General features: G+C 60.8%; 23 protein-coding genes. 11 read left to right on the forward strand and 12 right to left on the reverse strand.

Features of this window, described 5'->3' with window-relative positions; genetic code table 11:
* Window positions 1–142: 142 nt before the first annotated feature.
* From cls to HMPREF3145_RS06505, 5 genes are read right to left on the reverse strand one after another with little or no spacing between them, the layout of a single operon-like run.
* Window positions 143–1,603, reverse strand: a complete 1,461-nt coding sequence (gene cls / locus HMPREF3145_RS06485) for a cardiolipin synthase (protein ID WP_070422441.1) — start codon at window positions 1,601–1,603, stop codon at window positions 143–145.
* Entirely contained in the window at window positions 1,600–2,391 is a 792-nt protein-coding gene (locus HMPREF3145_RS06490) for an exodeoxyribonuclease III (RefSeq protein ID WP_070422442.1), read from the reverse strand. Before HMPREF3145_RS06490 ends, cls begins: the two co-directional genes overlap by 4 nt.
* Window positions 2,392–2,395: 4 nt before the next feature.
* Window positions 2,396–2,992: a GNAT family N-acetyltransferase, cg3035/Rv0428c family gene (locus tag HMPREF3145_RS06495; protein WP_070422443.1), complete on the reverse strand. Its 597-nt coding sequence runs from the start codon at window positions 2,990–2,992 to the stop codon at window positions 2,396–2,398.
* Window positions 2,993–3,015: 23 nt separating this feature from the next.
* Window positions 3,016–4,065, reverse strand: coding sequence for a hypothetical protein (locus HMPREF3145_RS06500; protein ID WP_070422444.1), 1,050 nt, complete (start codon window positions 4,063–4,065; stop codon window positions 3,016–3,018).
* 43 nt (window positions 4,066–4,108) lie between these two features.
* Window positions 4,109–4,681, reverse strand: coding sequence for a peptide deformylase (locus HMPREF3145_RS06505; protein WP_070422445.1), 573 nt, complete (start codon window positions 4,679–4,681; stop codon window positions 4,109–4,111).
* A gap of 15 nt (window positions 4,682–4,696) precedes the next feature.
* Between HMPREF3145_RS06505 and HMPREF3145_RS06510 the strand changes: the two genes are divergently transcribed.
* From HMPREF3145_RS06510 to HMPREF3145_RS06520, 3 genes are all read left to right on the forward strand, one after another.
* Window positions 4,697–4,903 (forward strand): DUF3263 domain-containing protein, encoded by a 207-nt coding sequence (locus HMPREF3145_RS06510; RefSeq protein ID WP_070422446.1) that lies wholly within the window; start codon window positions 4,697–4,699, stop codon window positions 4,901–4,903.
* Between the two features lie 50 nt (window positions 4,904–4,953).
* Entirely contained in the window at window positions 4,954–5,886 is a 933-nt protein-coding gene (locus HMPREF3145_RS12115; protein WP_070422447.1) for a LytR C-terminal domain-containing protein, read from the forward strand.
* A 276-nt stretch (window positions 5,887–6,162) separates the two neighbouring features.
* Window positions 6,163–7,293 carry a glutamate--cysteine ligase gene (locus HMPREF3145_RS06520; protein WP_070422448.1) on the forward strand — a complete coding sequence of 377 codons (1,131 nt, stop codon included), beginning with the start codon at window positions 6,163–6,165 and terminating at the stop codon, window positions 7,291–7,293.
* A gap of 18 nt (window positions 7,294–7,311) precedes the next feature.
* Here HMPREF3145_RS06520 and HMPREF3145_RS06525 read toward each other — a convergent pair whose 3' ends face one another.
* The 7 genes from HMPREF3145_RS06525 to HMPREF3145_RS06555 all read right to left on the reverse strand — a co-directional run bounded on the left by HMPREF3145_RS06525 (window position 7,312) and on the right by HMPREF3145_RS06555 (window position 15,212).
* Window positions 7,312–7,719 (reverse strand): monovalent cation/H(+) antiporter subunit G, encoded by a 408-nt coding sequence (locus HMPREF3145_RS06525; protein ID WP_070422449.1) that lies wholly within the window; start codon window positions 7,717–7,719, stop codon window positions 7,312–7,314.
* Complete coding sequence (locus tag HMPREF3145_RS06530) at window positions 7,716–7,994, reverse strand: monovalent cation/H+ antiporter complex subunit F (protein WP_070422450.1); 279 nt, start codon at window positions 7,992–7,994, stop codon at window positions 7,716–7,718. The genes HMPREF3145_RS06525 and HMPREF3145_RS06530 overlap by 4 nt, the downstream gene beginning before the upstream one ends.
* Complete coding sequence (locus HMPREF3145_RS06535; protein WP_210384165.1) at window positions 7,991–8,512, reverse strand: Na+/H+ antiporter subunit E; 522 nt, start codon at window positions 8,510–8,512, stop codon at window positions 7,991–7,993. The genes HMPREF3145_RS06530 and HMPREF3145_RS06535 overlap by 4 nt, the downstream gene beginning before the upstream one ends.
* On the reverse strand, window positions 8,512–10,212 hold the full coding sequence (locus HMPREF3145_RS06540; RefSeq protein ID WP_083279427.1) for a Na+/H+ antiporter subunit D: 1,701 nt from the start codon (window positions 10,210–10,212) through the stop codon (window positions 8,512–8,514). The genes HMPREF3145_RS06535 and HMPREF3145_RS06540 overlap by 1 nt, the downstream gene beginning before the upstream one ends.
* 1 nt (window position 10,213) lies before the next feature.
* Window positions 10,214–10,675: a Na(+)/H(+) antiporter subunit C gene (locus HMPREF3145_RS06545; RefSeq protein ID WP_070422451.1), complete on the reverse strand. Its 462-nt coding sequence runs from the start codon at window positions 10,673–10,675 to the stop codon at window positions 10,214–10,216.
* The gene (locus HMPREF3145_RS06550) at window positions 10,676–13,681 is read right to left on the reverse strand and encodes a Na+/H+ antiporter subunit A (protein WP_070422452.1); all 3,006 of its coding nucleotides are present in this window, start codon (window positions 13,679–13,681) and stop codon (window positions 10,676–10,678) included.
* Between the two features lie 160 nt (window positions 13,682–13,841).
* The gene (locus tag HMPREF3145_RS06555) at window positions 13,842–15,212 is read right to left on the reverse strand and encodes a dipeptidase (RefSeq protein WP_070422453.1); all 1,371 of its coding nucleotides are present in this window, start codon (window positions 15,210–15,212) and stop codon (window positions 13,842–13,844) included.
* A 225-nt stretch (window positions 15,213–15,437) separates the two neighbouring features.
* Between HMPREF3145_RS06555 and groL the strand changes: the two genes are divergently transcribed.
* From groL to HMPREF3145_RS06585, 8 genes are all read left to right on the forward strand, one after another.
* The gene (gene groL / locus HMPREF3145_RS06560) at window positions 15,438–17,075 is read left to right on the forward strand and encodes a chaperonin GroEL (RefSeq protein WP_070422454.1); all 1,638 of its coding nucleotides are present in this window, start codon (window positions 15,438–15,440) and stop codon (window positions 17,073–17,075) included.
* 400 nt (window positions 17,076–17,475) lie between these two features.
* On the forward strand, window positions 17,476–17,631 hold the full coding sequence (locus HMPREF3145_RS11830; RefSeq protein WP_168156426.1) for a hypothetical protein: 156 nt from the start codon (window positions 17,476–17,478) through the stop codon (window positions 17,629–17,631).
* 29 nt (window positions 17,632–17,660) lie between these two features.
* The gene (locus HMPREF3145_RS11835; protein ID WP_168156425.1) at window positions 17,661–17,828 is read left to right on the forward strand and encodes a hypothetical protein; all 168 of its coding nucleotides are present in this window, start codon (window positions 17,661–17,663) and stop codon (window positions 17,826–17,828) included.
* A gap of 103 nt (window positions 17,829–17,931) precedes the next feature.
* Window positions 17,932–18,831, forward strand: a complete 900-nt coding sequence (gene ppk2, locus HMPREF3145_RS06565; RefSeq protein ID WP_070422455.1) for a polyphosphate kinase 2 — start codon at window positions 17,932–17,934, stop codon at window positions 18,829–18,831.
* A 464-nt stretch (window positions 18,832–19,295) separates the two neighbouring features.
* A complete protein-coding gene (locus HMPREF3145_RS06570) occupies window positions 19,296–20,948 on the forward strand; it encodes a SpaH/EbpB family LPXTG-anchored major pilin (RefSeq protein WP_070422456.1) in 1,653 nt (550 codons plus the stop codon).
* A 204-nt stretch (window positions 20,949–21,152) separates the two neighbouring features.
* Window positions 21,153–22,061 carry a class C sortase gene (locus HMPREF3145_RS06575; protein ID WP_070422528.1) on the forward strand — a complete coding sequence of 303 codons (909 nt, stop codon included), beginning with the start codon at window positions 21,153–21,155 and terminating at the stop codon, window positions 22,059–22,061.
* Window positions 22,061–22,960, forward strand: a complete 900-nt coding sequence (locus HMPREF3145_RS06580; protein WP_070422457.1) for a prealbumin-like fold domain-containing protein — start codon at window positions 22,061–22,063, stop codon at window positions 22,958–22,960. Before HMPREF3145_RS06575 ends, HMPREF3145_RS06580 begins: the two co-directional genes overlap by 1 nt.
* A 106-nt stretch (window positions 22,961–23,066) precedes the next feature.
* Window positions 23,067–26,726 carry a DUF6923 family protein gene (locus HMPREF3145_RS06585; protein WP_070422458.1) on the forward strand — a complete coding sequence of 1,220 codons (3,660 nt, stop codon included), beginning with the start codon at window positions 23,067–23,069 and terminating at the stop codon, window positions 26,724–26,726.
* The last annotated feature ends 205 nt before the right edge of the window (window positions 26,727–26,931 follow it).

Raw genomic sequence — 26,931 nt, forward strand, 5'->3', positions numbered from 1 at the left:
GAAAATTAGCGAAATGTACCGTGCAGGATGTGCCGTTTGCGTTAAAGGGGCCGGGCGGACGGCAAGGGCCGGGCTGGGGCAGGCCGCCCAGCCGCCCAGCCGCCCAGCCGCCCAGCCACCCCACGCACCCAGCCCAAACCCCCTACTGCAGGGCGGAGGTCAGTTTCATCACGTTGTCGATGTAGCGCCTGTACCAGGGCCGCTGATCCCACCGCTCCAAAGTAAGCTCCCGCGACACGGCTAGATAACACGTGCCGAGTTCGGACAGCATGTGCAGCAGCGTCCCGGAGGCGACGAAGAGGGAGGATTCGTAGTTGAGGCTGAAGGAGCGAATGTCCATGTTGGAGGATCCGACGACGGCGGAGGAGCCGGGGAGGCCGTCGTCGATAAGTACGAACTTGGTGTGGAGCACGAATGGCGCGGGGAATTCCCAGATGCGCACGCCGGCTTTGAGGAGTTGTTCGTAGTAGGCGGATTGGGCGTGTTGGACCATGAATTGGTCGGATTTGGCGCCGACGAGGAGGTCGACGTGTACGCCGCGGTAGCAGGCGGAGGTGATGGCTTCCAGCAGCGAGTCGTCGGGTACGAAATATGGCGAACAGAGCGTGACGTGCGTTTTTGCGCTGTGGATCATGGACACGAACATGCGCAGGTTCGGCTCGGTGAGGTATCCGGGTCCCGAGGGGACGAGTTGGAGCACGCCATTGCTTGTCGACGACTCCCTCACCGGCGCCTGCTCAATCACCTCACCAGATTCTGTGTACCAGTCTGTGGCGAACATGGAGTCGGCGGACGCGACGATGGGGCCTTCGAGCTCGACAAACGCGTCGACCCATTGGCGGCCGGCGCGGCGGTGTCGGTGGAGGAGGTAGGAGCGGTCGATGAGGTTGAAGGAGCCGAGCATGGCTACGCGTGAGTCGACGACGAGGAGTTTGCGGTGGTTGCGTAGGTCGGGGCGGCGCCAGCGGCCGCGGAGTGGGGCGAGTGGCAGCATCATGTGCCAGTCGACGCCGATTTCGGTCAGTCGGCGTTTCAGTTTCCGGAACCCGGGGTATTTTTGGCTGCCGATGTGGTCGAAGAGGAGGCGGACGTGGACGCCGCGGGCGACGGCTCGTTCGATGGCGCGGAAGACGACGTCGGTGGTGTCGTCCCAGGCTACGGCGTAGATTTCGATGTTGACGTGGGAGGTGGCGTCGTCGATGAGCGATGCCATGCGGTGCATCGTTTTGTGGTAGTCGGTCCAGAGTGCGCGCACGTCGGCGTGGACGGCGGGGTAGCCGGTGAGGGTGCGGTTGAGGCGCACGATGGAGGTGGTGACGTCGGGCAGTTCTTCGTCGGCGGGGAAGTCGGCGACGTTGAGGTTGGAGTCGTCGATGTGTCGGCGTGCTTCAACTTGGATGCGGTGGCGGCGTCGCGACACGAACGTGGAGCCCATGAGGAGGTACAGCGGCAGGCCGACGACAGGCAGCAGCAGGATGAGCAAAAGCCACGCGTTTGCCGACGACGGCTTGCGCCCGCCCGGGACCACACCGATCATGACGAATTTGATGGCGTAGTCGAGGACCATCGCCGCGAATTGCCACCATCCGAGGTCGATATTCATCGGACCTCATTATAGGAGAGGCCGCGCGTGTCGTAATCGACGATCACGGGTGCGTGGTCGGATGCGCCTTTACCGCGGCGTTCGTCGACGTCCACCCAGGCGCGTTTGACTAGGTCGCGCATGGGGGCAGTGGCGAGTTGGAAGTCGATGAGCATGCCTTCGTTGTGTTGGAAGCGCGCGGATTTGTAGTCCCAGAACGTGTAGGGGTTGTCGTGACGAATTTCGTACAACCCCGCTTCCAACAGCATCTGGAACGCGGCGCGTTCGGGTTCGGTGACGTGGGTTTTGCCTTCGAACCAGGCGACGTCCCATACGTCTTCGTCGCGGGGAGCCACGTTGAAGTCGCCCATGAACACCTGCAGGTCGCCGGGGCGCACCGACTCCGCCAGGGACCACAGGAATTGCAGTTTGTAGTCGTAGTGCGGGTCGCCGATTTCGCGGCCGTTGGGTACGTACAGGCTCCACACTTCCACGCCGCCGCACTCGGCGCCGACCGCGCGCGCTTCCACCTCGGGCTCGCCCTTCTTCGCAAATGCGGGTTGGCCGTCGAAGTGGTCGCGCACGTTGTCCAATCCCACTCGGGAGGCGATGGCCACGCCGTTCCACTGGTTCACGCCCACGTGCGCGACCTCGTAGCCTGCGGCTTCGAAGGTGGCGTAGGGGAATGTTGCGTCTGCGGTTTTGGTTTCTTGCATCGCGAGCACGTCCACGTCGTTGCGTTCGAGGAATGCGGCGATGCGTTCGGCGCGGGTGCGCACGGAGTTGACGTTCCAGGTGGCGATTCGCATGTGCCTAGCCTAGCGCCAGCCGCCGACGGTGATGTTCGAGCGCCCCCTCGGGCACATTGCTAATCGACGACACCCCGTACCCCTCACCATCCACCCACGCCACCTGCTCCTCCGCGAGCGTCCATTCGTCGGTGAGGATCTTCAGCGCTGGTTTGCCGATCCGCTCCGGGATCATAAGCCGTACTGGCAGGTTGCGTTCGCGGTAGAAGGCGCGGATGGCGTCGATAGGTACGGGTTGCAGGCCCGCCGACGGCCCGAGCGGTACCGCCGAGTTCGCCTCGTCGGTCTTGCCGGTGCGCATGAGCCACCCTTCGGCCCAGGCTTCTTCGGTGGTGGGGATGTCCTCGGCAATGCGGCGTTCCAGCGCGCGGATTTCGGAGTTGCGCACCGTTCTCGCCGACAGTTTCTTAATGATGTGCACGTTGGCCACCTCGATCGCCTCTTTCGAGGACGGGAAGCCACCCACCTCCTGCGGCCGCACCACCAGCGGGTCGAGCGACACGACGTGCCCGATGATGTCGCTGGCGTGCTCGCCGCGCCGCTGTCTGACCACGACGCGGTCCCCCACCACGACGTCATCCGAGCGGAAAATACGCGACATATGCTGTACTTCTCGCGCTTTTCTTATCGACGAGCCCTACCCGCACCCGGCAACATAAACGCCACACCGGCCAGCAGCGCAAGCGCGCCCAGGCCGATCAGCCCGCGCATCGGGGTGCCGGTGTCGGCGAGGTCGCCGTCGCGCTCATCTTCGGTGCTGGTCGTGGTGCGTGACGTGGTCGACGAGGACGTGGTCGAGCGCGTCGTGCTCGACGTTGCAGAGGTGGTGCGGTTCTGCAGCACCGACGCCGACGTCGTCGACGAAGAGGAAGACGAAGACGACGAGGTCGTGGCGGTCGCGCTGGACGTCGTGCTCGACGAAGTGCCGGAGGTTGTGGTCTGCCCGGTAGTCGTACTGGTGGTGGTCTCGGTGCCGGACGACGTGTTCGTCGTGGTCGTCTCGCTGGTGGTGGACTCAGTGGTCTCCGAGGTGGTGGTGTCCTGCATCCGCTCGGCGCGCAGGCTCAGCGACTCAGACGTCTTCGGCGCCTTGCTGCTCGGCTCGGTGGTCTTCGGGGTGGTCGACACCGTGGTTGCCGGAACAGCAGCCTTCTCCGAAGCCTTCTCGCCAGCCTTCTCCGCAGTCGCATCCTCCGACGCGGCAGCCTCTTCCTTGCCGCCCGGGATGCCGTAGATGATGCGGGCGTCGCCGTTCTCGGAGCGCTCGAAGGCGTCGAAAGCGGTGGTGCCCAAGATGCCGTCGAGGCCCTTGAGGGCGGAGGGGAGGACAACGGTGTCGTCGTTAAGCAAAAGCTCTGAGCGCAACTTACGCACACCGGCGCGCTCGGCCTTGAGGGCGTCGGCTGCCTCGTCGAACTCGGCTTCTTCCTCGTCGGTCAGGTCGCCGGCGTCCTCGCGAAGCTCCTCGAGGTCGTCAGCGGCCTCGATGAGGTTCTTGCGCCAATCGGTGAGGATCTCGCGGACCTCGTCCTCCCCATCCGCTTCCTTAAGTGCGGTGAGGGAGGTGGTGCGGGTCTCGGTGACGTCGCTAAGCAGCTGCTCGAGCGGCGTTTCGGGCGCAGCGGGAGTGGTCAGCGTGATCGCAGTCGCGGCGATGACGGCGGGGATGCGCATGGGTGCCTCCGGAAAAATAGACAGTCCCGCACATCATACCGCGTTAGTGGCCGAACGGATCCTCGTCGGTGCCTGGAAGCCACGTGTTGCCCGGCTCGCGCCAGCCCTTGTCGCGGATCTCGCGCTTCGCTTCCTTCTTGTAACGGCCGGTGAGCACGTCGGTGTACAGGAAGCCGTCCAGGTGGCCGACCTCGTGCTGCAGGCAGCGGGCGAAGAAGCCGGTGCCCTCCACCTCGATCTCGTTGCCGTTCTCGTCCAGGCCGGTGACCTTGGCCCAGTCGGCGCGGCCAGTCGGCCACGAGTAGCCGGGCACGGAGAGGCAGCCTTCGTCGTCCTCGCCGTCGTCGCTAGGCATTGTCTTCGGGATCTCGGACGTTTCCAGCACCGGGTTGATCACGGTGCCGCGGCGCATGGTGTCGCCGTCGGGGCAGTGGTAGACGAACAGGCGCAGCGGCACGCCAATCTGGTTGGCGGCCAAGCCCACACCGTGGGCGGCGTCCATGGTTTCGTGCATGTCGGCGATGAGTTCCTGCAGTTCCTCAACGGGCTGCGTGACCTGTTTGGTCGGTTCGTGCAGCACAGGGTCGCCGTGGATAACGATGGGTCGGATGGTCATGCCAATATATTAGGCATGCTTTCCGACACCGACCTCGCCGTGCTCCGTTTCGCCGCGCGCGCCCCGCGGTCCCTCGGCAAGCGCGAGGACGCTATCCGTGCCGAACTTGGCATGACGCCGATCCGCTACTACCAGCGCCTCAACGTCCTTTTGGATAATCCGGAGGCGCTCGCGGCGGAGCCTCAGTTGGTGCGGCGATTGCAAAGGCTTCGCGACGCCTAACCCGGTGTGTTGCCTCCCTTCCCCCGCCAGGTGTGGCTATTGTTGCTGCTGTGACTAAAGATCAGTATGGCAACGACCCCCGCTACGACAACGTGGGCGACGAGCCCCTCGACGCCGAAATTATCGACGACACCCCCACCGACGCACCCGCCGAGGAATACCGCGGCGCGCACCGTCGCGACGACGACGCCGACTATGACTATGACGAGGCCTACGACGAGGCGTACGCAGGCTACGCCGCCGGTGCCGGTGCTGGCGCGGGCGCCGCTGCCGCCCAAGGCGGCCTGCCTCGCCGTGGCCTCGCCATGATCCTTATCGCCGTCGCCGCGTTGCTGCTGCTCTGGGCCCTGTGGGCGATGACTCAGAAGGGTGACGACAACAACGCCGCATCCTCCGCCTCGTCCGAAACCTCCACCTCCGCTACCTCCGAGGCCGCCCCATCCGCGGCCCAGCCTGGCGAGGGCCAGGGCCAGGGCACCCAGGATCCCAACGCCTCCCAGGACCCGAACGCGCCGCAGGACCCGAACGCTGAACAGCGCGAAGGTGACCAGGCCCAGGACCCCAACGCGCAAGACCCCAACGCGCAAGACCCGAACGCCGAGACCCCGGCACCGGCTCCGGCTCCGGCCCCGCAGGGCGCGCAGCTCGACAATGCGAGCGCGCAGGTCTTCGTCTACAACAACTCCGGCATCGCTGACCTGGCTAATCGCACGGCGGACCAGCTTAAGGGTCAGTTCAACGTCGCTAATCAGTCCCAGGACGCTGCGACGATGAACATGCCTGAGCAGCAGTACGGCATCTTCCCGGAGACCTACGTGTTCTTCGACCCGGCCACCCCGGGTGCTGAGCAGGTCGCTGCCGACATCGCCCGCCGCGTCGGTGGCACCGCCCGCGCCAAGAATGACATCCCGGAGGGCGCCGTCGGCCTTCCGGAGCAGGCCGCGAATAACCGCAGTGCGGTCGCGGTCGTCCTCGCCGGCTAGTTTTAGCCTCCAAACGGCGCCTCCTACACGGTGCATTTCGTCGAAAATTAGCGAAATATGCCGTGTAGGAGGCGCCGTTTAGCTTTGCGACGACACCACACCGGCACCCGACCTCCACATGGTGAGAATGCAAGGGTGAAGATGGCCAAAAATCGGCAAGCTCTCCGTTGCGTCCTCACCATCTGTGTGGAAGGCGGAACCCCAACAGCACCGCCCCGCATATAAACCGCTTCGCCATGCCAGTCCCGGGAACCGAAGCGGTTAGGCTGGCTGACTATGGATCCGTTTCGCGATTTTGCCAGGTCGGCCGCCCCTACCCTCGGTGTCGAGTGGGAGATTTGTCTCGTCGACCCGGAAACGCGCGACCTTGTGCCGCGTGCGGCTGAAGTGATCGATGAGGTGCAGAAGCGCAATCCGGACGTGCACCTGGAGCCGGAGTTTCTGCAGAACACGATCGAGCTTGTCACGCCGATCTGCACGAATACCAGGGAGGCGGTCGACGCCCTCCAGCGCGACCTCAAAGCGATCAAGGAGGTCGCGGATGAGAAGAACCTCCGCCTGTGGGCGAGCGGCGGCCACCCGTTTTCGGATTTCCGCACGAATCCGTTGAGTCCGAAGAACACGTATCAGGAGATCGCGGATCGCACCCAGTATTGGGGTCAGCACATGTTGTTGTGGGGTATCCACTGCCACATTGGGATCAGTCATGAGGACAAGGTGTGGCCGATCATTAATGCGGTGATGACGAAGTACCCGCACCTGCTCGCGATAAGCGCCTCGAGCCCGGGTTGGGACGGCATCGATACGGGTTACGCTTCGAACCGCACGATGCTTTACCAGCAGCTTCCCACCGCGGGTATGCCGTATCAGTTCCAGGATTGGGATGAGTGGGTTGCGTTTATGCGCGATCAACAGACTTCGGGCGTGATTAATCACACGGGTTCGATGCATTTCGATGTCCGTCCGGCCGCGAAGTGGGGCACGATCGAGGTTCGCATTTCGGATGCCACGTCTAACCTGCGCGAGCTCGCCGCGGTCGTGGCGCTCACGCACTGTCTCGTGGTCCACTACGACCGCATGTTGGATCGCGGCGAGTCCCTGCCCACCCTGCAGCAGTGGCACGTCGCGGAGAATAAGTGGCGCGGCGCTCGCTATGGCATGGACGCGCTCGTGATCACTAGCCGCGATACGGACGAGGACTGGATTAAGCACGAGCTGCAATTGCTTATCGACGAACTCACGCCCACGGCCCAAGACCTCAACTGCCTCGACGAGCTACGGCTGGTCGGCGAGATCGTCGAGCGTGGCGCCGGCTACCAGCGCCAGCGGGAGATTTACCAGCGCACGGGTGATTGGAAGGCGGTTGTGGACGCGACCTGCGACGAAATGTGGGAACTCACGCCGTAGCGCCGTAGCAGCCAGCCCTTAGCCCGCCGGCCGTTCGGTTTCGGTGGGCTTGTTGGGGTTGATGCGCTTGGGGTGGTAGCTGGCGGGGCGATCGTTGCGGGTGAGTTGGCCTTCTTCGCCGTAGAGGCCTTCGCGTCGGGCGATGCGGCCGAGGCGTTGGCCGGTGACGGGGTTGGTCATCAGGGCGAACAGCACCAGCAGGATCATGATGCCGATGTCGCCTTTTTCGTGGACGCCGAAGTCTTCGGCGGTGGTGACTCGGATGATGGTGCCGATCATGAACAGCACGAGCCCGGTGGTTTGGGGTTTGGTGATGGCGTGGACGCGCGCGAGGGTGGAGTTGAAGCGTGCGGTGCCGACGGCGGCGGAGAAGACCATGAACGCGCCGGGCAGGATGAAGATCAGGGAGATGATGTCGGTGATCATAGGGAACCATCCCTCTTGCGGAAGCGGGCGACGGACAGGGAGGCGATGAAGCCGAGGAGTGCGATGACGATCATCACGTTGACCACGGTGGTGTCTAAGGTCCAGCAGATGTAGAGGGCGAGGGCGCACTGGAGGGAGGCGGTGATGCCGTCGTTAGCTAGGACGCGGTCGAGGGAGTCGGGGCCGACGATGACTCGCCAGGCGAGGATGAAGAAGCCGGCGAAGATGAAGATGGCGGCTATGGCGAGGAAGACGTTGTAGATCGTTTCGTTCATTTGCTCCTGCTTTCGAAGATCCCGATCATTTGGCGTTCCAGGGTGGCTACGTTGGCAATTTCGCGTTCGATGTCGGCCGGGGTGGACGCGTCGAGGACGTGGATGGTCCATTCGCGGTTGGCCAGGTCGATGTCGGTGACGGTGCCGCCGGGCTGCAGGTTGTAGGCGCAGGTGGCCAGGTAGAACACCAATTCGTTGCTGACGCGCATGGGCACGCGCAGGATCGCGTTTTTGGGTTGCGGTTGGGGCCGCAGCGAGAGCCAGGCCACTTTGGCGGAGGCGACGAGGAGGTCCCACAGCCAGATGCCGACGAAGGCGATCAGGCGTGGCCAGTGGATGCGGTTGCCACTGCGGGGGACGCGCGGCAGCGGCAGGGCCAGCACGATGACGACGCCAAGTGCGAGGCCGGCGGCGACGTTGCCCCAGGACACTTCGCCCATGAGCAGGACCCACATGAAGGTCAGCCACGCAATGTAGGCGGGGCGCATGCGGTTTTTTATACCGGTGAGCAGGCTCATCAGTTACGCACCTCCTGGTTGCGACGGTTCATCAGCGAGTCGTGCCCGCCTTGGGAGTCGGTGGGTTCGGTGAATGCGTCGAGGTTGCGGGTGGCTTGGGTGGGGTCGTCGATAAGTACTGCGCTGCGGTAGATGGTGACGTCTTGGGCGGATTGGGCGGCGCGGTCGGTGATGTTGGAGATCGGACCGGCCAGGAACGTGATCGACGTGGAGGTGAGTACCAGCAGTGCGGTGGAGAGGAACATGCCGACGGGGATGCGGCCGACGTCGTCGCGTTCGCCGGCAGAGACGGTTTCGCCGCGCTCGGCAAGGTTGGCGGGGCGGGCGAGGACGACGTCGCCTTCGGGGGCGTCGGCGCGATCACGCAGGAAGCCTTTGGACCAGACGTTCATCATGGCGTACAGGGTGAGCAGCGAGGTGACCACGGCGCCGCCGATGAGGGTCCAGGCGAGCCAGGAGCCGTCTTCGGCACCGGCTTGGATGAGCATGACTTTGCCCAGGAAGCCGGATAGGGGTGGGATGCCGCCGAGGTTGAGCGCCGGGATGAGGTACAGCACGCCGATGACGGGTGCGGTGTACAGCAGGGAGCCCAGGCGGCGCAGTTGGGCGGAGCCTGCTTGCCTTTCGACGAGCCCAATCACCAGGAACAGCGACGTCTGCACCAGAATGTGGTGGACGGCGTAGAAGATCGCGCCGGATAGGCCTGCGACGGAGCCGAGGGCCACGCCGAAGATCATGTAGCCGATGTGGCTGACCAGGGTAAACGACATGAGACGTTTGATGTCGTTTTGGGCGATTGCGCCCATCACGCCGACGATCATGGTCAACAGGGCGACCCACATGAGCATGTTGTCGAGCGAGCCGTCGGTGAACACGGTGGAGCGCATGCGGATGATCGCGTACACGCCAACTTTGGTGAGGAGGCCTGCGAACACGGCGGTCACGATGGAGGCGGCGGTGGGGTAGGAGTCCGGCAGCCAGGCGTCGAGGGGGAAGACGGCGGCTTTGATGCTGAAGGCGACGAGGATCGTCGCAAAGATTGCGGCGCGCGTACCGGTGGGTAGTTCGGCCATGCGGATTCCGACTTGTGCCATGTTCACCGTGCCCACGGACGCGTACACGAGCGCAAGCGCAAACAGGAACACCATCGACGACGCCATGGACACCATCACGTAACCGATGCCGGCGCGCACACGCTGCGGCGACGCGCCCAGGGTGAGCAGCACGTAGGAGGCGACGAGGAAGATCTCAAACCCGACGTACAGGTTGAACAGGTCACCTGCCAGGAATGATAGGTTCACGCCCATGCTCAGCAGCATGTAGGTGGGGAGGAAGACGGCGACTGGGTCGTCGTCGTCACCATCGCGCAGACCTTGGGAGATGCCGTACCACATCACCGCGAACAGCACGATCGAGGAGACGAACAACATTATCGACGACAACCTGTCCGCCACCAACGTAATCCCGATCGGCGCCTCCCAGCCGCCCATTTGCACCGTTTGGATGCCGTGGATGTCGGCGACGATGATCAGCACCGCCGACATGACCGTCAGTGTGGCCAGGGTCAGCAGGGCAATGAAGCGCTGCAGGTTCACGCCGCGGAACACCAGGATGAACGCCGCGGAGATGAGCGGCAGCAGAATCATCAGCACCGTCAGGTACGGCACTGCGGGCAGGGCCCAGTCGGCGAGGGCTAACATACTACTTCTCACGCTCCGCCCCCTTTACTGGCTCTTCGAACGATGCCGACGCAGCAGCCTTGCCGGCCGCTTCCTCTTCGTCGCGGTCGCCCGTCGGCGTGGTTGGGCGCACCGCAATTGCGCGGTCCTCTTCGTCGCGTTCGACCACGTCGTCGCTGCGGTAGCGGTACTGGCGGTAGGCGAGCGCGAGCATGAATCCGACCATCGCCATCGAGATGACAATGGCGGTCAGGATCATCGCCTGCGCGAGCGGATCGGCGGCGTCGGCTGCTGCTACGGAGTCGCGTCCGAGGATCGGCGGCGAGCCCGCGCGACCGCCCGACTGCAGCAGGAGCAGGTTCGCGCCGTTGCCGATGAGCAGCACGCCCATGATCATGCGCGTCATCACTTTGTCCAGCATGAGGTATACACCGGCCGCGATGAGTACGCCTGAGCCGATGAGTAAGAACAGGTTTGCTTCCATTTACTTCTCCGAGCTCTTGCTAATCGACGGTGAAACTGAGGACCTTGCCGTCACCGTGGACCCTGTCGACGACACCGCCGCCCGCTCATCAAACCGCTGCCGGCGATCACGCTCTTGCTGTTCGCGGCGGCGACGGTTTTTCTCTTGCAGTTCGATGGCGCGGTCGCGGGCGCGCTGCTTACGGGACTCTTCTTCGAGGTCGATGTGGGCGCCCATGGAGGCCAGCACGTGCATGATGAGGCCGACGACGATGGCGTAGACGCCGGCGTCGAAAAGCAGGGCGGATGGGACGTCGAACTCGCCGATGAGCGGCAGACTGAACGTGGCGTACCCAGAGGTCAGTGGCGGGTTGCCGAAGAACATGGGCACGACCGCCGCAGTGGCGGACATCAGCAGGCCAGCGGCGAGCACCTTGCTTGGGTGCACCGGCAGGGTTGCTTCAATCTCCTTGCGACCGCCCGCCAGGTAGCGCAGCGTGAGCGCGAGTGCGGCGACAAGGCCGCCTGCGAACCCGCCGCCTGGGGCGTTGTGGCCGGAGAAGAAGAAGTACGCCGACAGCAGCATCATCGATGGGAACAGGATGCGGGTGGCAACCTCCACCATCAGGGAGCGGTTCTGTGCGGTTTCGTCGTTCACGCCGGAGGCCAACCAGCGGGCCTTTGTGGTCTGCAGGGTCGGGCGGCGTGACTGGGTTTCAAACTTGCCGGTGCCGAAGATCAGGCTGGCCACACCCACTGCGGCGATGACCAGCACGGTGATCTCACCGAGCGTATCGGCGGCACGCAGGTCCACCAGCAGCACGTTGACGGTGTTGCGGCCGTGCCCGATTTCGTAGGCCAACTCCGGCATGGTTGTGGAGATCGGATCGGCCACGCGCGCGGACATCGCCGTCATCGCCACGACCACCACTGATACGCCGGTGCCGATGGAGAGCCAGGCGCGGAGACGGTTGTCGTCGTTACGCGGCTCGACCTCTGTGGGCATCTTGCGCAGCACCAGCATGAACACGACCATCACAATGGTCTCCACCAGTGCCTGCGTGAGCGCCAAGTCCGGTGCGCCGTGCAGCGCGAAGATCATGGCCAGGCAGTAGCCGGTCATGCCGACCATGACCACGGCCGACAGGCGGTTGCGCTGCAGGGTGGCAAAGAACGCCATGCCCGCCATGATGATCACGATCAGGCCTTGCCAGACGTTTTCCCACACGATCATGCGGATGTTGTTCGACGCGCCCAGGATCAGCGCAGCCAACGGCACAACCATGAGGGTGGCGAAGATGACACCCAGGTTGATCGCCAACGAACCACGCTGGGTAGACGCGGTCAGACGCATCGACCAGTGGTGCAGCTTGGCCAGGATGGTGTCGTAGACGGCGTTGGCGTTACCAAGCGCTGGCTGCTCGAACTGGGCCTTTGCCACCAGGTCGCGCTGCCAGAACATGATCGCACCTGCGGTGATGATCACAGCCGACAGCATCAGTGGCACGTTGATGCCGTGCCACAGCGCGAGCGTTTCGCCCTCCACGTCCGGGAAGCGAGCGTCGAGGTGGTTGTTGATCGGGTCCGACAGCAGCGCCGGCACCAGACCAAACACGATCGTGCCCGCAGTCAGGATGGCTGGGGAGAGCCACAGGGTCGGGCCCACCCGGTGCATGTCGCGCACTGCTTCGGAGGGCTTGCGGTCGTGCTCTGGTTTCGTCGCAAAGGCACCGTGCAGGAAGTACAGCGAGTACGCCATGGTCAGGATGGAACCCGCGACCATCACTACCAGCGTGATCCTGCCCGGCATACCGGTGAGCAACTCCTCGTGCAGGATCATCTCCAGCGCGGCTTCCTTGGCCACAAACCCGAACAGCGGCGGGATGCCAGCCATCGACGCAGCCGACACAATGGCCAACCCCGCCAACAACGGCTGCTTCTTGCCCAGCCCTGATAGTTCGTGGATGTCGCGCGTGCCGGTGGCGTGGTCGATCGTGCCCACAATCATGAACAGCGCGGCCTTAAACAGCGAGTGCGCGAACGTGATCGCAAGCCCCGCCATCGCGGCCTCACGCGAACCCACGCCGATCACCGTGATGATGAAGCCCAGCTGGCTCACCGTGCCGTACGCCAGCACCAGCTTCAGGTCGCGCTGCTTCAGCGCCATCCAGCCACCCAGCAGCATGGTGAACCCACCCGTAGACAGCACCAGCAGGTGCCACGTGGTCACCGCCGACATGTCGGGCGCAAGCCTAGCGACGAGATAAATACCCGCCTTGACCATCGCCGCCGAGTGCAGATACGCCGACACCGGCGTCGGAGCAGCCATCGCGCCGGGCAACCAGAAGTGCCACGGAGCCTGCGCGGACTTGGTTAGCGCGCCCAGCATGATCAGCACAATTGCCGTGGAGATCGCCGGAGTGCCCTCGATGTCGGCGATCTGGGACACCTCGGACAGGCGCCAGATGCCGGCGTTGAAGCCGAGCAGGTTGATGCCAACCAGCATGGCCAGGCCACCCATCGTGGTGACCATCAGCGCCTGCATGGCTGCGCGTCTGGAGGTCGCCCGCTCCCCGTAATACGACACCAACATGTACGACAGGATCGAGGTCAACTCCCAGAACACGTACATGAGCAGGAAGTTGTCCGAGATGACCAAGCCGTACATGGCCATGGCGAAGGCGCTGAGCTCAAACCCGAACTTGGCCAGCCTGCGCGGGTTCGAGTCGAAGTAGCCCCAGCAGTAGAACAACACAAGCGCCCCGACACCCAGGATGATCAGGCTAAAAAGCGCTGCGAGGGCGTCGAGGCGAAACTCTAAGTTGAGGTTGGTCGATGGCATCCACGTGAACGTGGAAACGATCTCCCCGCCGTCGCGGAACACCCCGTCGGCGAAGAGTTTGACCACCCACACGAAGCCGGCCAGCGGCACCAACGCCAAGATGGCGAAGGCCGAGCGGCCGACGCTGCGCAGCAGCACCGGGGCGATGGCGCTGGCAGCCATGAGCGCAAGAAGTAACGTGAGCACCTTTCTGGCAGCCCTCCTTTGAGGTCAGTCGTACCGTTGGCGCGCCTAACCTCAGGGGCTTTCCAGTTCACACAGAAATAACTTGCTCATTGTGGCAACAAGATACAACGCGTCAACACCAGTGGCGCGGCCATCTTTGTTCCACTGTAGCGAATTTTTCTTACTTCCCGTATTGCTGCAGGAACATCGCCTCTGCGATGGCCACGTGTTCGATCTCGGTCGGGTCAACGGATTCGTCGACACCGTGAATGCCACACAGCGGCTCCTCCACGCCGTACAGTGCGATTTCGGCGTTGGGGAACTGCTCCTGCAGGGTGATGGTCAGCGGGATCGAGCCGCCGGTGCCCACGACAGCCAGCTCGTCTGCGCCGTACGCGTCCTTCAGGCACTGCCCAAGCTTTGCGACGGCCTCCGCCTCCACATCCGTAGAAAACGGCTGATTCACGCCACTGACCTGTACGTCCACCTTGGCTCCCCACGGGGTGTGCGCCTTGATGTGCTCCACCATCTTCTCCGCCACCTCGGCGGAGTTCTGGCCAGCCGGAACACGCAGGTTGAACTGTGCCTCCGCGCGCGGGTTCACCGCGTTCATCGCTTCTGCAACCGGGGTGGAGGTAAAGCCGATCATGGTCACTGCCGGACGCGCCCACACCAGGTCGGCCGGGTTGTCGTCGGCGGTGCCCAGCAGTTCCACGCCGTCCAGGACGGTCGCATCGCCGCGGAAGGTTTCCGGGTCGTATGGGTCGCCGTCCCACTTGGCAGTGGTGTCCACGCCGTCGATGGTGGTGCGGCCGTGCTCGTCGAAAAGCGATGTTGCAATGACCATCAGTGCGTGCGCCGCATCCGGAGCCGCGCCGCCGAAACCGCCGGAGTGGATCGCGCCCTTGAGTGTTTCCACCGTCACGTTGATCTGGGCGCCGCCGCGCAGGGAAGTGGTCAGCGTCGGCACACCGACAGCGACGTTGCCGGAGTCCGCGATCAGGATCGCGTCCGCCTCAAACACCTCAGGCTTGTCGACGATCAACTTACCCAGACCGTCATCCCCACCGAGCTCCTCGGAGCCCTCGACGACAACCTTCAGCCCCAAGTCCGTGCCGCCGTTTTCCTCAACGAGGCGCAGCGCCTCCAGGTGCATGGCCAGGTTGCCCTTGCAGTCCGCGGCGCCGCGCCCGTACCAGCGGCCGTCACGCTCGGTCAGCTCGAACGGGTTGTTTGTCCAGGCCTCTGGATCGTTCGCCGGGACGACGTCGTAGTGCGAGTACAGCAGCACCGTCGGCATGCCGTTCTTCGCCGGCTTCGTAGCGACGATGGTGTCCGCGTCGTCCACCGTCGGGTAGCGGGTGACCTTGAAGCCGAGGTCCTTGAGCGCCTCGACCGTCCACGCACACGCTGCCTCGTGCTCGTCCTTCAGGGCCGGGGTGGAGTGCGGGGAGTTAAAGGACACCAGCTTGGACAGATCCGCGAAGATCCGGTCGCGCTGTGGTGCGTAGGTTGCTGTGCTGTTGCTTGTGCTGTTCTGTGCGTCAGTCATGGCACTACGCTAGCAGCAACCGAGCCAGCCCCTGCGTCTCTTGCACTCAACCCCCGAGAGTGCTAAAAATGTGGCTGGCACTCATCTCAACCGAGTGCCAAATAAACGAAGAAGAGCGGGTGAGGCTGAGACCACTCGTCAGCCGTGCCGTCGCGGGCGCCTGCTTGCACCGACGAACTGAGTGATCGTCCACGTACGCCTATATATAAGGAGTGACACACTCACATGGCAAAGATGATTGCATTTGATGAGGAAGCACGTCGCGGCCTCGAGACCGGTCTGAACACCCTGGCTGATGCTGTGAAGGTCACGTTGGGCCCGAAGGGCCGCAACGTGGTGTTGGAGAAGTCTTGGGGCGCTCCGATGATTACCAACGACGGCGTGAGCATCGCTCGCGAGATTGACCTCGAGGATCCGTACGAGAAGATCGGTGCGGAACTGGTCAAGGAAGTCGCCAAGAAGACCGACGACGTCGCCGGTGACGGCACCACCACCGCTACCGTTCTCGCCCAGGCGCTCGTGCGCGAGGGCCTGCGCAACGTTGCGGCTGGTTCCAACCCGATGGGCATCAAGCGCGGCATTCAGGCTGCCACCGACAAGGTGTCCAAGTACCTGCTGGATCAGGCGAAGGAAGTTGAGACCCAGGAGGAGATCGCTTCCACCGCCGGTATCTCCGCTTCTGATCCGGAGATCGGCAAGAAGATCGCCGAGGCAATGTACGCCGTCGGCAACGGTGCGGTGAACAAGGAGTCCGTGATCACGGTCGAGGAGTCCAACACGTTTGGTGTGGACCTCGAGGTCACGGAGGGTATGCGCTTTGACAAGGGCTTCATCTCCGCTTACTTCGCTACCGACATGGAGCGCGGCGAGGCCGTGCTCGAGGACCCGTACATCCTGCTGGTGTCCGGCAAGATCTCCAACGTCAAGGAGCTTGTGCCGGTGCTGGAGCAGGTTATGCAGTCCGGCAAGCCGCTGCTGATTATCGCCGAGGACGTTGAGGGCGAGGCCCTGTCCACACTGGTTGTGAACAAGATCCGCGGCACCTTCAAGTCTGTGGCTGTGAAGGCTCCGGGCTTCGGCGATCGTCGCAAGGCAATGCTGCAGGATCTGGCGATCCTGACTGGTGGCCAGGTCATCTCCGAAGAGGTCGGCCTGTCCCTGGAGACTGCTGGCGTTGAGCTGCTGGGTCAGGCTCGCAAGGTTGTGGTGACCAAGGATGAGACCACGATCGTGCAGGGTGCTGGTCAGCAGGAGCAGATCGACGGCCGCGTGAAGCAGATCCGCGCTGAGATCGAGAACTCCGACTCCGATTACGACCGCGAGAAGCTGCAGGAGCGCCTGGCCAAGCTGGCCGGCGGTGTTGCGGTGATCAAGGTTGGCGCTGCTACTGAGGTGGAGCTCAAGGAGCAGAAGCTGCGCATTGAGGATGCTGTGCGTAACGCTAAGGCTGCTGTGGAGGAGGGCATCGTCGCTGGTGGCGGCGTGGCTCTGCTGCAGGCTGCCAACGAGCTCGAGGGCGACCTCGGCCTGGAGGGCGACGAGGCGACGGGCGTGAAGATCGTCCGCGAGGCCCTGTCCGCTCCGCTGAAGCAGATCGCGCTGAACGCTGGCCTGGAGCCGGGCGTGGTGGCTGACAAGGTTGCCAACCTCCCGGATGGCGAGGGTCTGAACGCTGCGACCGGCGAGTACGTCGACATGCTGGCTAACGGCATTGCGGACCCGGCGAAGGTGACCCGTTCTGCGCTGCAGAACGCTGCGTCCATCGCCGCGCTGTTCCTGACCACTGAGGCGGTTGTGGCTGATAAGCCGGAGCCGGCTGGTGCGAACCCGGGCATGGACCCGGAGGCTATGGGCATGATGTAAAACCCGCCCAATGAGCAACGCGTCCTTCGGGGCGCGTTTTTCTTTTGCGCAATTGCTTGTCGACGACCCCCTGAATAGGTGTAGTCCCTCACATCCATTTCCGGTTTGTGGAGTTTCCGTCGCGAGTTTCGGCGCTGAATGGTCTATACAGTCGTCATCGAATTCATATGACGTTTACTTCTTTTATTGAATTTGGGCAGGTAGTCGATAGAGCTGAAATATGGTTACGTTTTGGTAAACGTGAGGTGTTGAAAAATATCTGTCAGCATTGAAAACAATTCTGCAGTTTCTCTTGACGTAATCGTTACCTATGGCAAAATAACTCCCTGACGCCCGATGGGTGTCAGTACCTGTCAGTAAAGCCAGACACAGACTGGCACCTAACTTTTAGGAGCATGTAATGCCTGTAGATTTCAAGGTCATCCAGAAGGCGCTCAAGGACTTCAAGACGTTCGCAACCGCGATCGAGAAGATCTTCACCAAGACCCCGGAGTCTCTGCTGACGTTCGCAACGAAGGTTACCGAGAAGCCGGAACTCGGCAAGACGACCAAGTAAGAGCATCTTTTTAAATAGGAGAAAATATCATGGAAGCATTGACTAACTGGGTTGCACTTTCCTCCGGCACCGGCGTCGGCGTTCAGAACGGCGAACCGGCTGAAATCACCCGTATCCCGGGCGCTCTCGTTGAGCTGCTTGGCAACTTCGGCGTCCTCGCAGGCGCTCTCGCCGACCTCGTTGGTCTGGTTGCATAAGACCGACCTGTAAGGTGCCTCGTCGCTACGTGCGACGGGGCATTTTTCTGTTAGTGGGGGGCTTTCCCAGCGCAGCGAGGCAAAGCGGAATAGAATGAGTGGTATGGCTGACCACAAGGATGACGAACTGCCGATGATCGACCTCGCCCAGACCGAAGGCTGGGTTGTGGACGACACCGATGAAGACGATCCGGTGCTGTTGATGCCGGATGGCACTGCGATTCAGACGTGGCGCGAGAATTACCCGTACGATGAGCGCCTCTCCCGCGATGAGTATGAGCATGAGAAGCGTGCGCTCCAGATTGAGCTGCTGAAGTGGCAGAACTGGACGAAGGATACTGGTCAGCGCCACATCATTATTTTCGAGGGCCGCGACGCCGCCGGTAAGGGTGGCACCATCAAGCGCTTTAACGAGCACCTCAACCCGCGTGGTGCTCGTACCGTTGCGTTGGAGAAGCCTTCGCCACGCGAGAGCACGTCGTGGTACTTCCAGCGCTACATTGAGCACTTCCCGGCTGCGGGTGAAATCGTGTTCTTCGACCGCTCCTGGTACAACCGCTCCGGCGTTGAGCGCGTGATGGGTTTCTGCACCGAGTCGCAGCACGCCGAGTTCCTGCGTGAGGTGCCGATGCTGGAGAACATGATCCTCGGCTCCGGCATCTCCCTGACCAAGTTCTGGTTCTCGGTGACCCAGAAGGAGCAGCGCACCCGCTTTGCTATTCGCCAGGTGGATCCGGTGCGTCAGTGGAAGCTGTCGCCGATGGACTTGGCGTCGCTGGATAAGTGGGAGGACTACACCCGTGCGAAAGAGGAGCAGTTCCGCTATACGGATACTGACGAGTCCCCCTGGATCACCATCAAGTCCAACGACAAGAAGCGCGCTCGCCTGAATGCGATGCGCTACATCCTGTCCAAGTTTGAGTACACGAACAAGGACCACGACGTGGTTGGCGAGCCCGACCCGTTGATCGTTAAGCGCGGCCGCGACCAGATCGGCGACTAGAGTCCCTGCTTAGCGACGACCCTCTGCCCCGGGATTCCGGCGCAGAGGGTCTTTTTCATGCGTTTGTATAGCGGGGTAAACGTGCTGGTGGGGAGTGTTTGACGCGGTTAGCGCGGTTGCTAAGAAATCCCTTGAAAAACTCACGCAAAAAGTGTGTCGAACATCTCCACCACCTATTAGGTGACGCCGGTCACCCGTTTTTCGGTGTCATTTGTCTGTAAGGCCAGCTCGCTTTTCGCAGCAAACGCAAAGGTTTGGAAACTTGCCTGAAACCATCCTTAACGAGGGGAAACGGCTCATATTTGCGCTTTACTTAAGTTGTGCAACCAAGTAGATTTTACGGTGGCGCCCAGGCTGGGCCCAGAAGAATCGCACGGAGGATGTACCGCGCCACCGTGTTGAAGTACTTCTCTCGCTGACCAATAGGGCCCAGCGACAAACATTTCTCCGAAAGGACCACCACTATGGCAATTGCCATGAAGAAGACCGCTGCGATCGCAATCGCCGCAGGCCTGACCTTCGCCGGTTCCGCCGGCATCGCCGCGCAGGATGCGCTGGCTCAGGATGGAGCTGAAGCACCCGCCGTTGTCGCGCCAGCGCTTGCAGAGAAAGCTCCCGCTGCTTCGACGATTGATAATAAGTCGACGTACGCCCTGACCATCAACAAGCGTGTTAACCCGACCGAGCTGGTCAACTCTAACGGCGAAGCATTCGCCGATGCCGGAAAGTACAGCGAGCCGCTCAACGGTGCCACCTTCCAGATCGAGAAACTCGAGGGCGACATCACCAAGCAGGCTGTGTACAACGATCTCGTCGAAAAGGCGAACAAGTACAACAAGAGCCATGCAGATGCGGATCTGCCTAACAAGGATAATAAGTTCACCAAGCAAACAAAGGAGACCAAAGGCCAAGGCCAGGCTGTCTTCGAGAATCTTGCACCGGGTGCCTACCTTGTGACGGAGACGGAAACGCCGAAGATCGAAGATAAGCAGACCTACGTTGGTGCGCAGCCGTTTATTGTTTTCGTTCCAATGACGAACAGCAAGGGCGATGGCTGGAACGAGAACGTTCAGGTTTATCCAAAGAACTCTATGGCTCGCGTCACCAAGGAAGTTCAGGACGACAACGTTCACGCTGAAGATGGGAAGCGTGCAGAAGCTAACTCCACCGTGAAGTACGTCCTGGAAGGTGTTGTTCCGTCCGCGCCAGAGGGTAAGGTGCTGAAGAACCTGACGCTGACGGATGCTTCGAAGTCCGACGAACTGAAGTGGGACTTCGATAACAACAATCTCATTGAGAAGGTTGAGCGCGTCTACAAGAATGCTCAGGGTGAGGAGCAAACTGCTCCTATCACGAACTTCCGTGTGGTGAAGGAAGCGCCGGTTCCTAGTGCCGATAACGTTGCGGCTGGCGCTGACCAAGCGTTCCGGGTCATCGTTGATGATCCTGCAGGTGCAGGGCTGAAGGCGAACGAAAAGCTTCGCGTAACCGTGAAGGCAACGCTGCTGCAGGAGAACGATCAGCAGATTGAAAACAGTGTGAACGAGCACTTCTTCTTCAGAAACCCAGGCGAGGACGTCGGTGAAGGAGACGAACCGGACGGCGAGACCCCGCACGACAAGGTGATTTCCTACATCGGAAACATCAACGTTGTGAAGGTTGACAAGGACAACAAGGAAGAGAAGCTGGCGGGTGCGAAGTTCCAGCTTTACCGCTGCGATGTTCCAGGCACGATCATCCAGGAAGGCGTGACTTCGGACCAGGGTGAACTCTCCTTCACCGGTATTCACGTCACTGACTGGGTTGACGGGGATGAGGCAAAGCCGGCAAAGAAGAACTTCGAGTACTGCCTCAAGGAGACGGAAGCGCCGAAGGGTTACATCCTTCCGGAAGGTGACAAGGCTGTCACCAAGTTGACCCTTACCCGTGAAGACATCGTCGAGACTGACGGGGTTAAGGTCCGCCAGGTCAGCAAGGATATTGAGAACATTCCGGATACCAAGGTTCCTCTGCTCCCGGCCACCGGTGGCATGGGTGTGCTGATCATCGCATTGGCTGGCCTCGCGATCATCGGTGGCGGTGTCTACGCGGCACGTCGCAACTCCCAGTCCGCATAAGCAAGAACGCATAAGCGCAAACGCATAAGCGGACTCCAGGGCTAGTGCTCACCAAAGAGCGCTAACCCCGGAGGCGCCCCGGAGCCGGACCCAACCGGACCCGCCGGGGCGCACGCCCGCCAGCAGGAGGGCGTTAAATTCCTGCTCCAGTTTTGAAGGAAAGGGTTGTCGTCGATAAGCGATGGCCCCAGAGAGGACAACAACGTGACCACAGCAGTGAAGGCGAAGCACCGGAAGCAGCCGGCGCAGAAGTCGTTCTTCCAGCGTGTCGCGCTGCCTGTCCTCATCATCCTCGTTGGCCTGACGGTGCTGATGTACCCGGTGATCTCCACCCAGTGGAACAACCGTGTGCAGGAGCAGGTGGCGAAGATGTACGAAGACCAGCTCGAGGCGGCACCGCCGGAGCAGGTCAACCGCGCGTACGAGGCGGCGGTCGCGTACAACCGCGCGCATACCGACGGTCCGATTCTGGACCCGTGGCTTGCGCGCATCAGTGAAGACAACGCTGAGTACAAGGCGTATGAGGCGCAGTTGGCGGGGGTGTCGGCGATGTCGCAAATTGCGATCCCGTCTATCGACGTCCGCCTGCCCGTCTTCCACGGCACCAGCGAAAACACACTGCAGAAAGGCCTCGGCCACCTGTACGGCTCCGCACTGCCGACCGGCGGCAAGGGCTTCCACTCCGTGATCACCGGCCACACGGGGCTCACGACTGCAACCCTGTTTGACAACCTGTCAGACGTCGAAGTCGGCGACGCCATCTACGTCTCCACGTTCGGTGAGCGCATGAAGTACAAGGTGTACGACATCGAGGTCGTCCTCCCCGACGAGACCGACAGCCTGCGCGCCGAGCCCGGCCGCGACCTGCTCACGCTGATCACGTGCACCCCGTACGGCATCAATACGCACCGCCTGCTGGTCCACGCCGAGCGCGTGCCGATGGATCCGGACGAAGCGCAGATTCTCGACGAATCCACGTCCACCTTCCAGTGGTGGATGTGGGCCCTCGGCGGCGTCTCCCTGCTGGTACTGCTGGCCCTGATCTGGTGGATCATCCGCGAAAAGAAGAAGAGCGACCGCAAGGACGCTATGAACAAGGAGGTTCAGTCCTAATGCGAGCTTCGAAGACTGTCGCCACGCTTGGCGCGGCATCCATCCTGGCCACCGGCGCATTCATGCCGTTTGCTGATGCCCGCGTGGTCTCCGGCAACGACAAAAACATCCCCGCCAACAGCGTGGACGCCACCAAGCCGATCTTCCTGGTGGTGAAGAAGAACGAGCCGAACCCTAACGACGACATCCCTGCCGGCGCGAAACCACCAGCCATCGAAGGCTCCATCTTCGTGCTTTCCCGCGTGAAGGGCATCGACGTGACCACGGAGGAAGGCCGCGAGGGCGCCAAGAACCTCACGATGGAGGATGTTCGGAAGCGTGGACTGGAGGACGCCGATAGGGCGACCACCGACGCGAAGGGCCGCGTGCAGTTCAGCTACCTGAAGCCTGGTCTGTACCTGCTCGAGGAGCAAGCGCCTGACGACGACCACGAGTACCACCTCTCCAGCCCGCAGCTGATCATCTTGCCGCTTGGCGACGTGTCGGGTGAGCACTTCACCTACGACAACGTCATCGTGACCAAGTGGGACACCGATCCAGGCCTGTCCCCATCGCCGTCGCCGACGCCAACCCCGACGCCGGGGTCGTCGACACCCGCGACACCGACAACGCCGACCTCGCCAGGGACCACCTCGCGGACAACAACACCGTCGGGCAGCACCGTGACCACGGTGACCACCCCGGTCAAGACCACGTTGACCACCACCCGGCCCGACGGCTCCACCACCGTGGTGACCACGCGAACCAGCTCCGTGACCACAGTGACCAAACCAGCAGATAACACCCGCGGCGGCGACCTGGCTTCCACGGGCGCGAACGTGTTGTGGGCCGCAGGACTCGGCGGACTGCTCATCCTCATCGGGTTCGTGCTGGCCCGGCGAAGCAAAAACGAATCGTAAACACGGTAGATAAGCGGATTTAGGAACAAGGATTATGCGAAACATTATGAAGCCTGCAGCCACTGCGAGCTCGCGCACCCGTCGCTCCGTTCGTGGAGTCGCTGCCGTGGTCGCCTCGTTCGCGCTCGCCGCTGGACTGGGCTCCTACCCGGTCGACGCGCAGGAGGGGGTTGCTTCTGCGACTACGGCAGGTGCTGCGGAGAGTGCTGTGGCGGAGAACACGGTGGCGTCGGAGGCTGTAGAAACTAGCTCGGTAGCGCCGGTCAAAACCGAGGGTGATATGTTCCACTCGGAAAAGCTTGAGAAAGATAATGGATCTGGACCCGCTACACCCCAGATTTCACAATCTCCAATTAGCTGGACCCGTGAAGGTGACGTCGAACGCGTCGTCGTAGAAGACCCAGAAGGTGAAGTCTGGGAGTTTGGCGGCAAAGCGTCAAAGGAAGATGTGTTCGCTATCAAACGTGTAGGTGAAGGTGATATTGAGGAGATTCGTTCTGTCACAATCGATGATCGCGTAATTGAACCAGAGTTCTATGGATTCGTTAACGGCGAAGATGCCGATTACCTCGCATTTGACATCCAGGGCCTCCACACGATCCCACCAATGCGAGTCGAGTTCGAAGTAGTGACTTCCGGGGAATCTGTCTACTCAATCGCGGACAGCAACGATGTGCCGACTAAGGATGAACTTGCAGAGTCAGGCTTTGGGCAGACAATCGGCGCCGAGCTTAATGCGGGAATTGAGCTTGGCGTTGGTGAACTTCGAGCCTCGCAGCCAGGGCAATTTCCCGATCTCCCAGGCGTTTACGATCAAGAGTTTTCGCTGACTAGTCCGAAAGCAGATTGGCTAGATGGGAACCCACAACTCCAGTTTCGCGTGAATGAAACCGGAAACTGGCGGATGACGCGATTTGCCATCAAGAAGAACAAAGACAATGCAGCCACTAAGGCTATTGATGGACCGGTTCGAGTCCGGGTTGTCCGCGGGGGGAATACCGTTGTTGACCGTACCTTCGCTGACATTCAGAAGAGAGAGTGGGGGTGGAACGCTAACGGTAAATCTGAAGATACGGAATTCCGTCTTCTTCCCAAGGTCGATGACTTGTACCTCAAGGGCGGGGATACGGTCATTCTTAATCCCGTTGCGCCTGCAAGTGGTTTTTACCGTGTGCAAGTTTGGGGACAGAATCTCGATAGCCAGCCGCAGGATCACACGGTTGTAGTGTCTGGTGACGGTATCCCAGTGTCCGAGCACAAAACTCTGGGAAACAATCCATACGAGACGACTTTTGACGTGAAGTCGCGATCCGAGTTTACGAGTGCGACCGTAACGCTGAGTCCTACAGCAAATACTGAAGACGTATTTTTCTCTCTCCCCATTGAAAAGGCGGAAGGCGTTTCAATTCAGCGAAAGGTCGAAAAATACGGAGACCGTGTTGTTATTACCTGGTATCCGGTAAAGGATGGTAAGCAAATCGACTCCGTAATAATTCCTGCAGATTCAACTGTCACTTTGAGGACAACATATCGGTCGGCTCCGACGCGGGATGAGGAAATCGTACTGCACGGAAAGGTAGTCGAAAAGGAAGCAACGGAAGATCCAGATGGGTCAAGCACAACCACGGCACCATTGCCGATTGCGCCGCCGATTACGGAGGATGATGTCCCTCCAATTACGAAGCCCGGTGAAAAATGTACCTACCGTGACCCTAGTAAAGTCGATACTCGTCAACCCGCGCGCTCATTGACTGTTGCAGAGGAAGAATTCGGTTTTCGTCGATTCATTGTGGCCAGTCCGAATAGTTCTGGATCCCGTATCTCCTCGCAGCTTTATCTCGAAATCGACGATGAAGATTACGATGGTCGATTCGTACAGATGAAGATTGGTCCGAAGACTGGATGGGTGTACAACGCACTTGCATACAATCGTCAAGACAACTACTTGTATGCGATCAGTCAGCCACGGCACTCCACTGGACACGGTTACGAGGATGACCCCTGTTTTCCTGCAGGTCATTTGCTCCAAATTAACCCCTACACGGGACAGATCTACGACCTTGGAAAAGTGGATGGCTTTGAAGGCCAGCTACCTGAGGACCACAACAATTATGATGCGGTAGCTAACGACCTTGGTAGTGGAATTAACGCTGGTACCTTCGATTCGCAGGGGCGGTACTGGGTCTCCGGCTCATCGAACTGGGGCACAGGTAGGCTATATGAAATTGATCTAGCCAATGTAAAAGCAACATCGAAGAGTTCTCTCGGAGATCGGACACCACGACAAACACCATGGCGCCAAGAGCATAAATTCCGTTCAGTGTCCGAGGACTTTGTCAGCATTGATTCCGCCCCAGATTATGTATGGGGACTACAAAGTACTTGGGCAGCAGGGCAAGGGAAGATCTATCTCGAGCGCGTTGATCTGAGCGGAAAGCAGCAAGGACTTCGGCTTGATGTTACTGACCTTCTAGTTCCAGATACGAACCAGACGTTGGGACAATTTCTCGGCGCTTCGAACAACCGCTATCTTGTCTTTGGACAAGCTTGGGTGGAGGCTGACGGATCAATTGCGTTCGGGCTTGGTGGCGGGTCCGCGGCCGGACAGAATGAAGCGCAGATCATCAAGCTTAAGATTAATGATCCAACGAAAAAGCTAAGTGGGACTAAGACTGCTAAAGACCTCGGGATTACCGTAGTCGGGACAGGCTGGGCTCCAACCTCGTATAACACGGATGCCGCTTCGGCCCCTGCGCCGGAGAGTCCAAGCGTCAGGGTCGACCCAAAGGTCGAGAAAAAGGCCATTCAGGATCAAGTGGTCGACAATGGTGATGGAACATACACGGTTGACTATCGGGTGCTGCTTAAAAACGAAGATAAGGCTAATAGTGCGCGTTACCGGCGGGTAGTTGATACACCTCAGATGCCAGAGGGTGTCGTGCTTGAACGAACAAGTTGGTCTTTCATTGATGAGTTTGGACGTGAGCGTTCAAAGTCTTCCCAAAATGGAGATGGCCCGTTTATCCTTTCAGAAGGTGGCGAGATCCGACCGAGAGGCGAAAAGCAATTCGACGCTACAAGCAACGGTATGCATTCCTTTAACGTCAAAATGGTCTTCTCAGTTCGCCCAGGCGTAGTGCTTTCGGCGGAAGAAGAATGTAAGCCATATCAAGGTCTCTTCAATACAGTTAAAGTCGGACCAAACGAGGACACAGCCTGTGTTCCACCTCCAGAAAGCAAAAATGAAAAGGTTTCTTTACGTCTTGTGAAGATTTCATCCGAAGACTTTGAAGGAGAGTTGCCAAAGCCTGAAAACCGTTTGGAGGGAGCCGAATTCACTCTGGAAAAGCTTGGCGATGGTGAACATGTCGTGGACCGAAAACTGCTCGACTTCAGTGAGGAATTCGGCTTTTACAGGGCGGATGATTTGGAAGTCGGTAACTATCGACTTATCGAGACAAAGTCTCCTGTGGTAGATGGAAATGTCTATAGTTTGCTGGTTAAGCCGATTCTGTTCTCGGTTACCATGAAAGACGGCAAGGCAGCAGTTGTGATTGACCAGGATTCGGAGGTCATCGCGAAACAGGTGAACAATGAATCTGCGCCATCTACCTGGGGTCTTACCTCGACAGATGCCGTTTTGACAGTAGCCAACGTTCGCCAGGGCGATCTGCCGAAGACAGGAGGAACTGGTCTCCAGCTGCCGATCCTGCTCGGTGGTGCGCTGATCGCTGCGGGTGCGCTCGTGGGACGTCGTAAGGTATAACCGGGGCACCCCTCGCGGGTAAACGAACAGAACGGGCGTTGCACTGAACATCAAGGTTCAGTGCAACGCCCGTTCTGGGTAAAAGGAAACCCGCCTCCGAAGAGGACGGGGGATCTATGAGCACGAGTATATACGACCGGATGGATTCGCCAAGCCAACCGCCCCGACCCAACCTCTAAAACACCAACTGGTCCAGGAAGCGTTG

The organism is Corynebacterium sp. HMSC05C01 (assembly GCF_001807155.1).
Classification (GTDB): domain Bacteria; phylum Actinomycetota; class Actinomycetes; order Mycobacteriales; family Mycobacteriaceae; genus Corynebacterium; species Corynebacterium coyleae.

Bases quoted from the DNA above. Each gene is read 5' to 3' on its own strand.
- HMPREF3145_RS06500 (WP_070422444.1), bottom strand. From the start codon at position 4,065: ATGCGCATCCCCGCCGTCATCGCCGCGACTGCGATCACGCTGACCACT.
- HMPREF3145_RS06540 (WP_083279427.1), bottom strand. From the start codon at position 10,212: ATGTTAGCCCTCGCCGACTGGGCCCTGCCCGCAGTGCCGTACCTGACG.
- HMPREF3145_RS06555 (WP_070422453.1), bottom strand. From the start codon at position 15,212: ATGACTGACGCACAGAACAGCACAAGCAACAGCACAGCAACCTACGCA.
- HMPREF3145_RS06490 (WP_070422442.1), bottom strand. From the start codon at position 2,391: ATGCGAATCGCCACCTGGAACGTCAACTCCGTGCGCACCCGCGCCGAA.
- HMPREF3145_RS06505 (WP_070422445.1), bottom strand. From the start codon at position 4,681: ATGACCATCCGACCCATCGTTATCCACGGCGACCCTGTGCTGCACGAA.
- groL (WP_070422454.1), top strand. From the start codon at position 15,438: ATGGCAAAGATGATTGCATTTGATGAGGAAGCACGTCGCGGCCTCGAG.
- HMPREF3145_RS11835 (WP_168156425.1), top strand. From the start codon at position 17,661: ATGGAAGCATTGACTAACTGGGTTGCACTTTCCTCCGGCACCGGCGTC.
- HMPREF3145_RS06520 (WP_070422448.1), top strand. From the start codon at position 6,163: ATGGATCCGTTTCGCGATTTTGCCAGGTCGGCCGCCCCTACCCTCGGT.
- HMPREF3145_RS06570 (WP_070422456.1), top strand. From the start codon at position 19,296: ATGGCAATTGCCATGAAGAAGACCGCTGCGATCGCAATCGCCGCAGGC.
- cls (WP_070422441.1), bottom strand. From the start codon at position 1,603: ATGAATATCGACCTCGGATGGTGGCAATTCGCGGCGATGGTCCTCGAC.
- HMPREF3145_RS11830 (WP_168156426.1), top strand. From the start codon at position 17,476: ATGCCTGTAGATTTCAAGGTCATCCAGAAGGCGCTCAAGGACTTCAAG.
- HMPREF3145_RS06535 (WP_210384165.1), bottom strand. From the start codon at position 8,512: ATGAGCCTGCTCACCGGTATAAAAAACCGCATGCGCCCCGCCTACATT.
- HMPREF3145_RS06510 (WP_070422446.1), top strand. From the start codon at position 4,697: ATGCTTTCCGACACCGACCTCGCCGTGCTCCGTTTCGCCGCGCGCGCC.
- HMPREF3145_RS06525 (WP_070422449.1), bottom strand. From the start codon at position 7,719: ATGATCACCGACATCATCTCCCTGATCTTCATCCTGCCCGGCGCGTTC.
- HMPREF3145_RS06545 (WP_070422451.1), bottom strand. From the start codon at position 10,675: ATGGAAGCAAACCTGTTCTTACTCATCGGCTCAGGCGTACTCATCGCG.
- HMPREF3145_RS06530 (WP_070422450.1), bottom strand. From the start codon at position 7,994: ATGAACGAAACGATCTACAACGTCTTCCTCGCCATAGCCGCCATCTTC.
- HMPREF3145_RS06495 (WP_070422443.1), bottom strand. From the start codon at position 2,992: ATGTCGCGTATTTTCCGCTCGGATGACGTCGTGGTGGGGGACCGCGTC.
- HMPREF3145_RS06580 (WP_070422457.1), top strand. From the start codon at position 22,061: ATGCGAGCTTCGAAGACTGTCGCCACGCTTGGCGCGGCATCCATCCTG.
- ppk2 (WP_070422455.1), top strand. From the start codon at position 17,932: ATGGCTGACCACAAGGATGACGAACTGCCGATGATCGACCTCGCCCAG.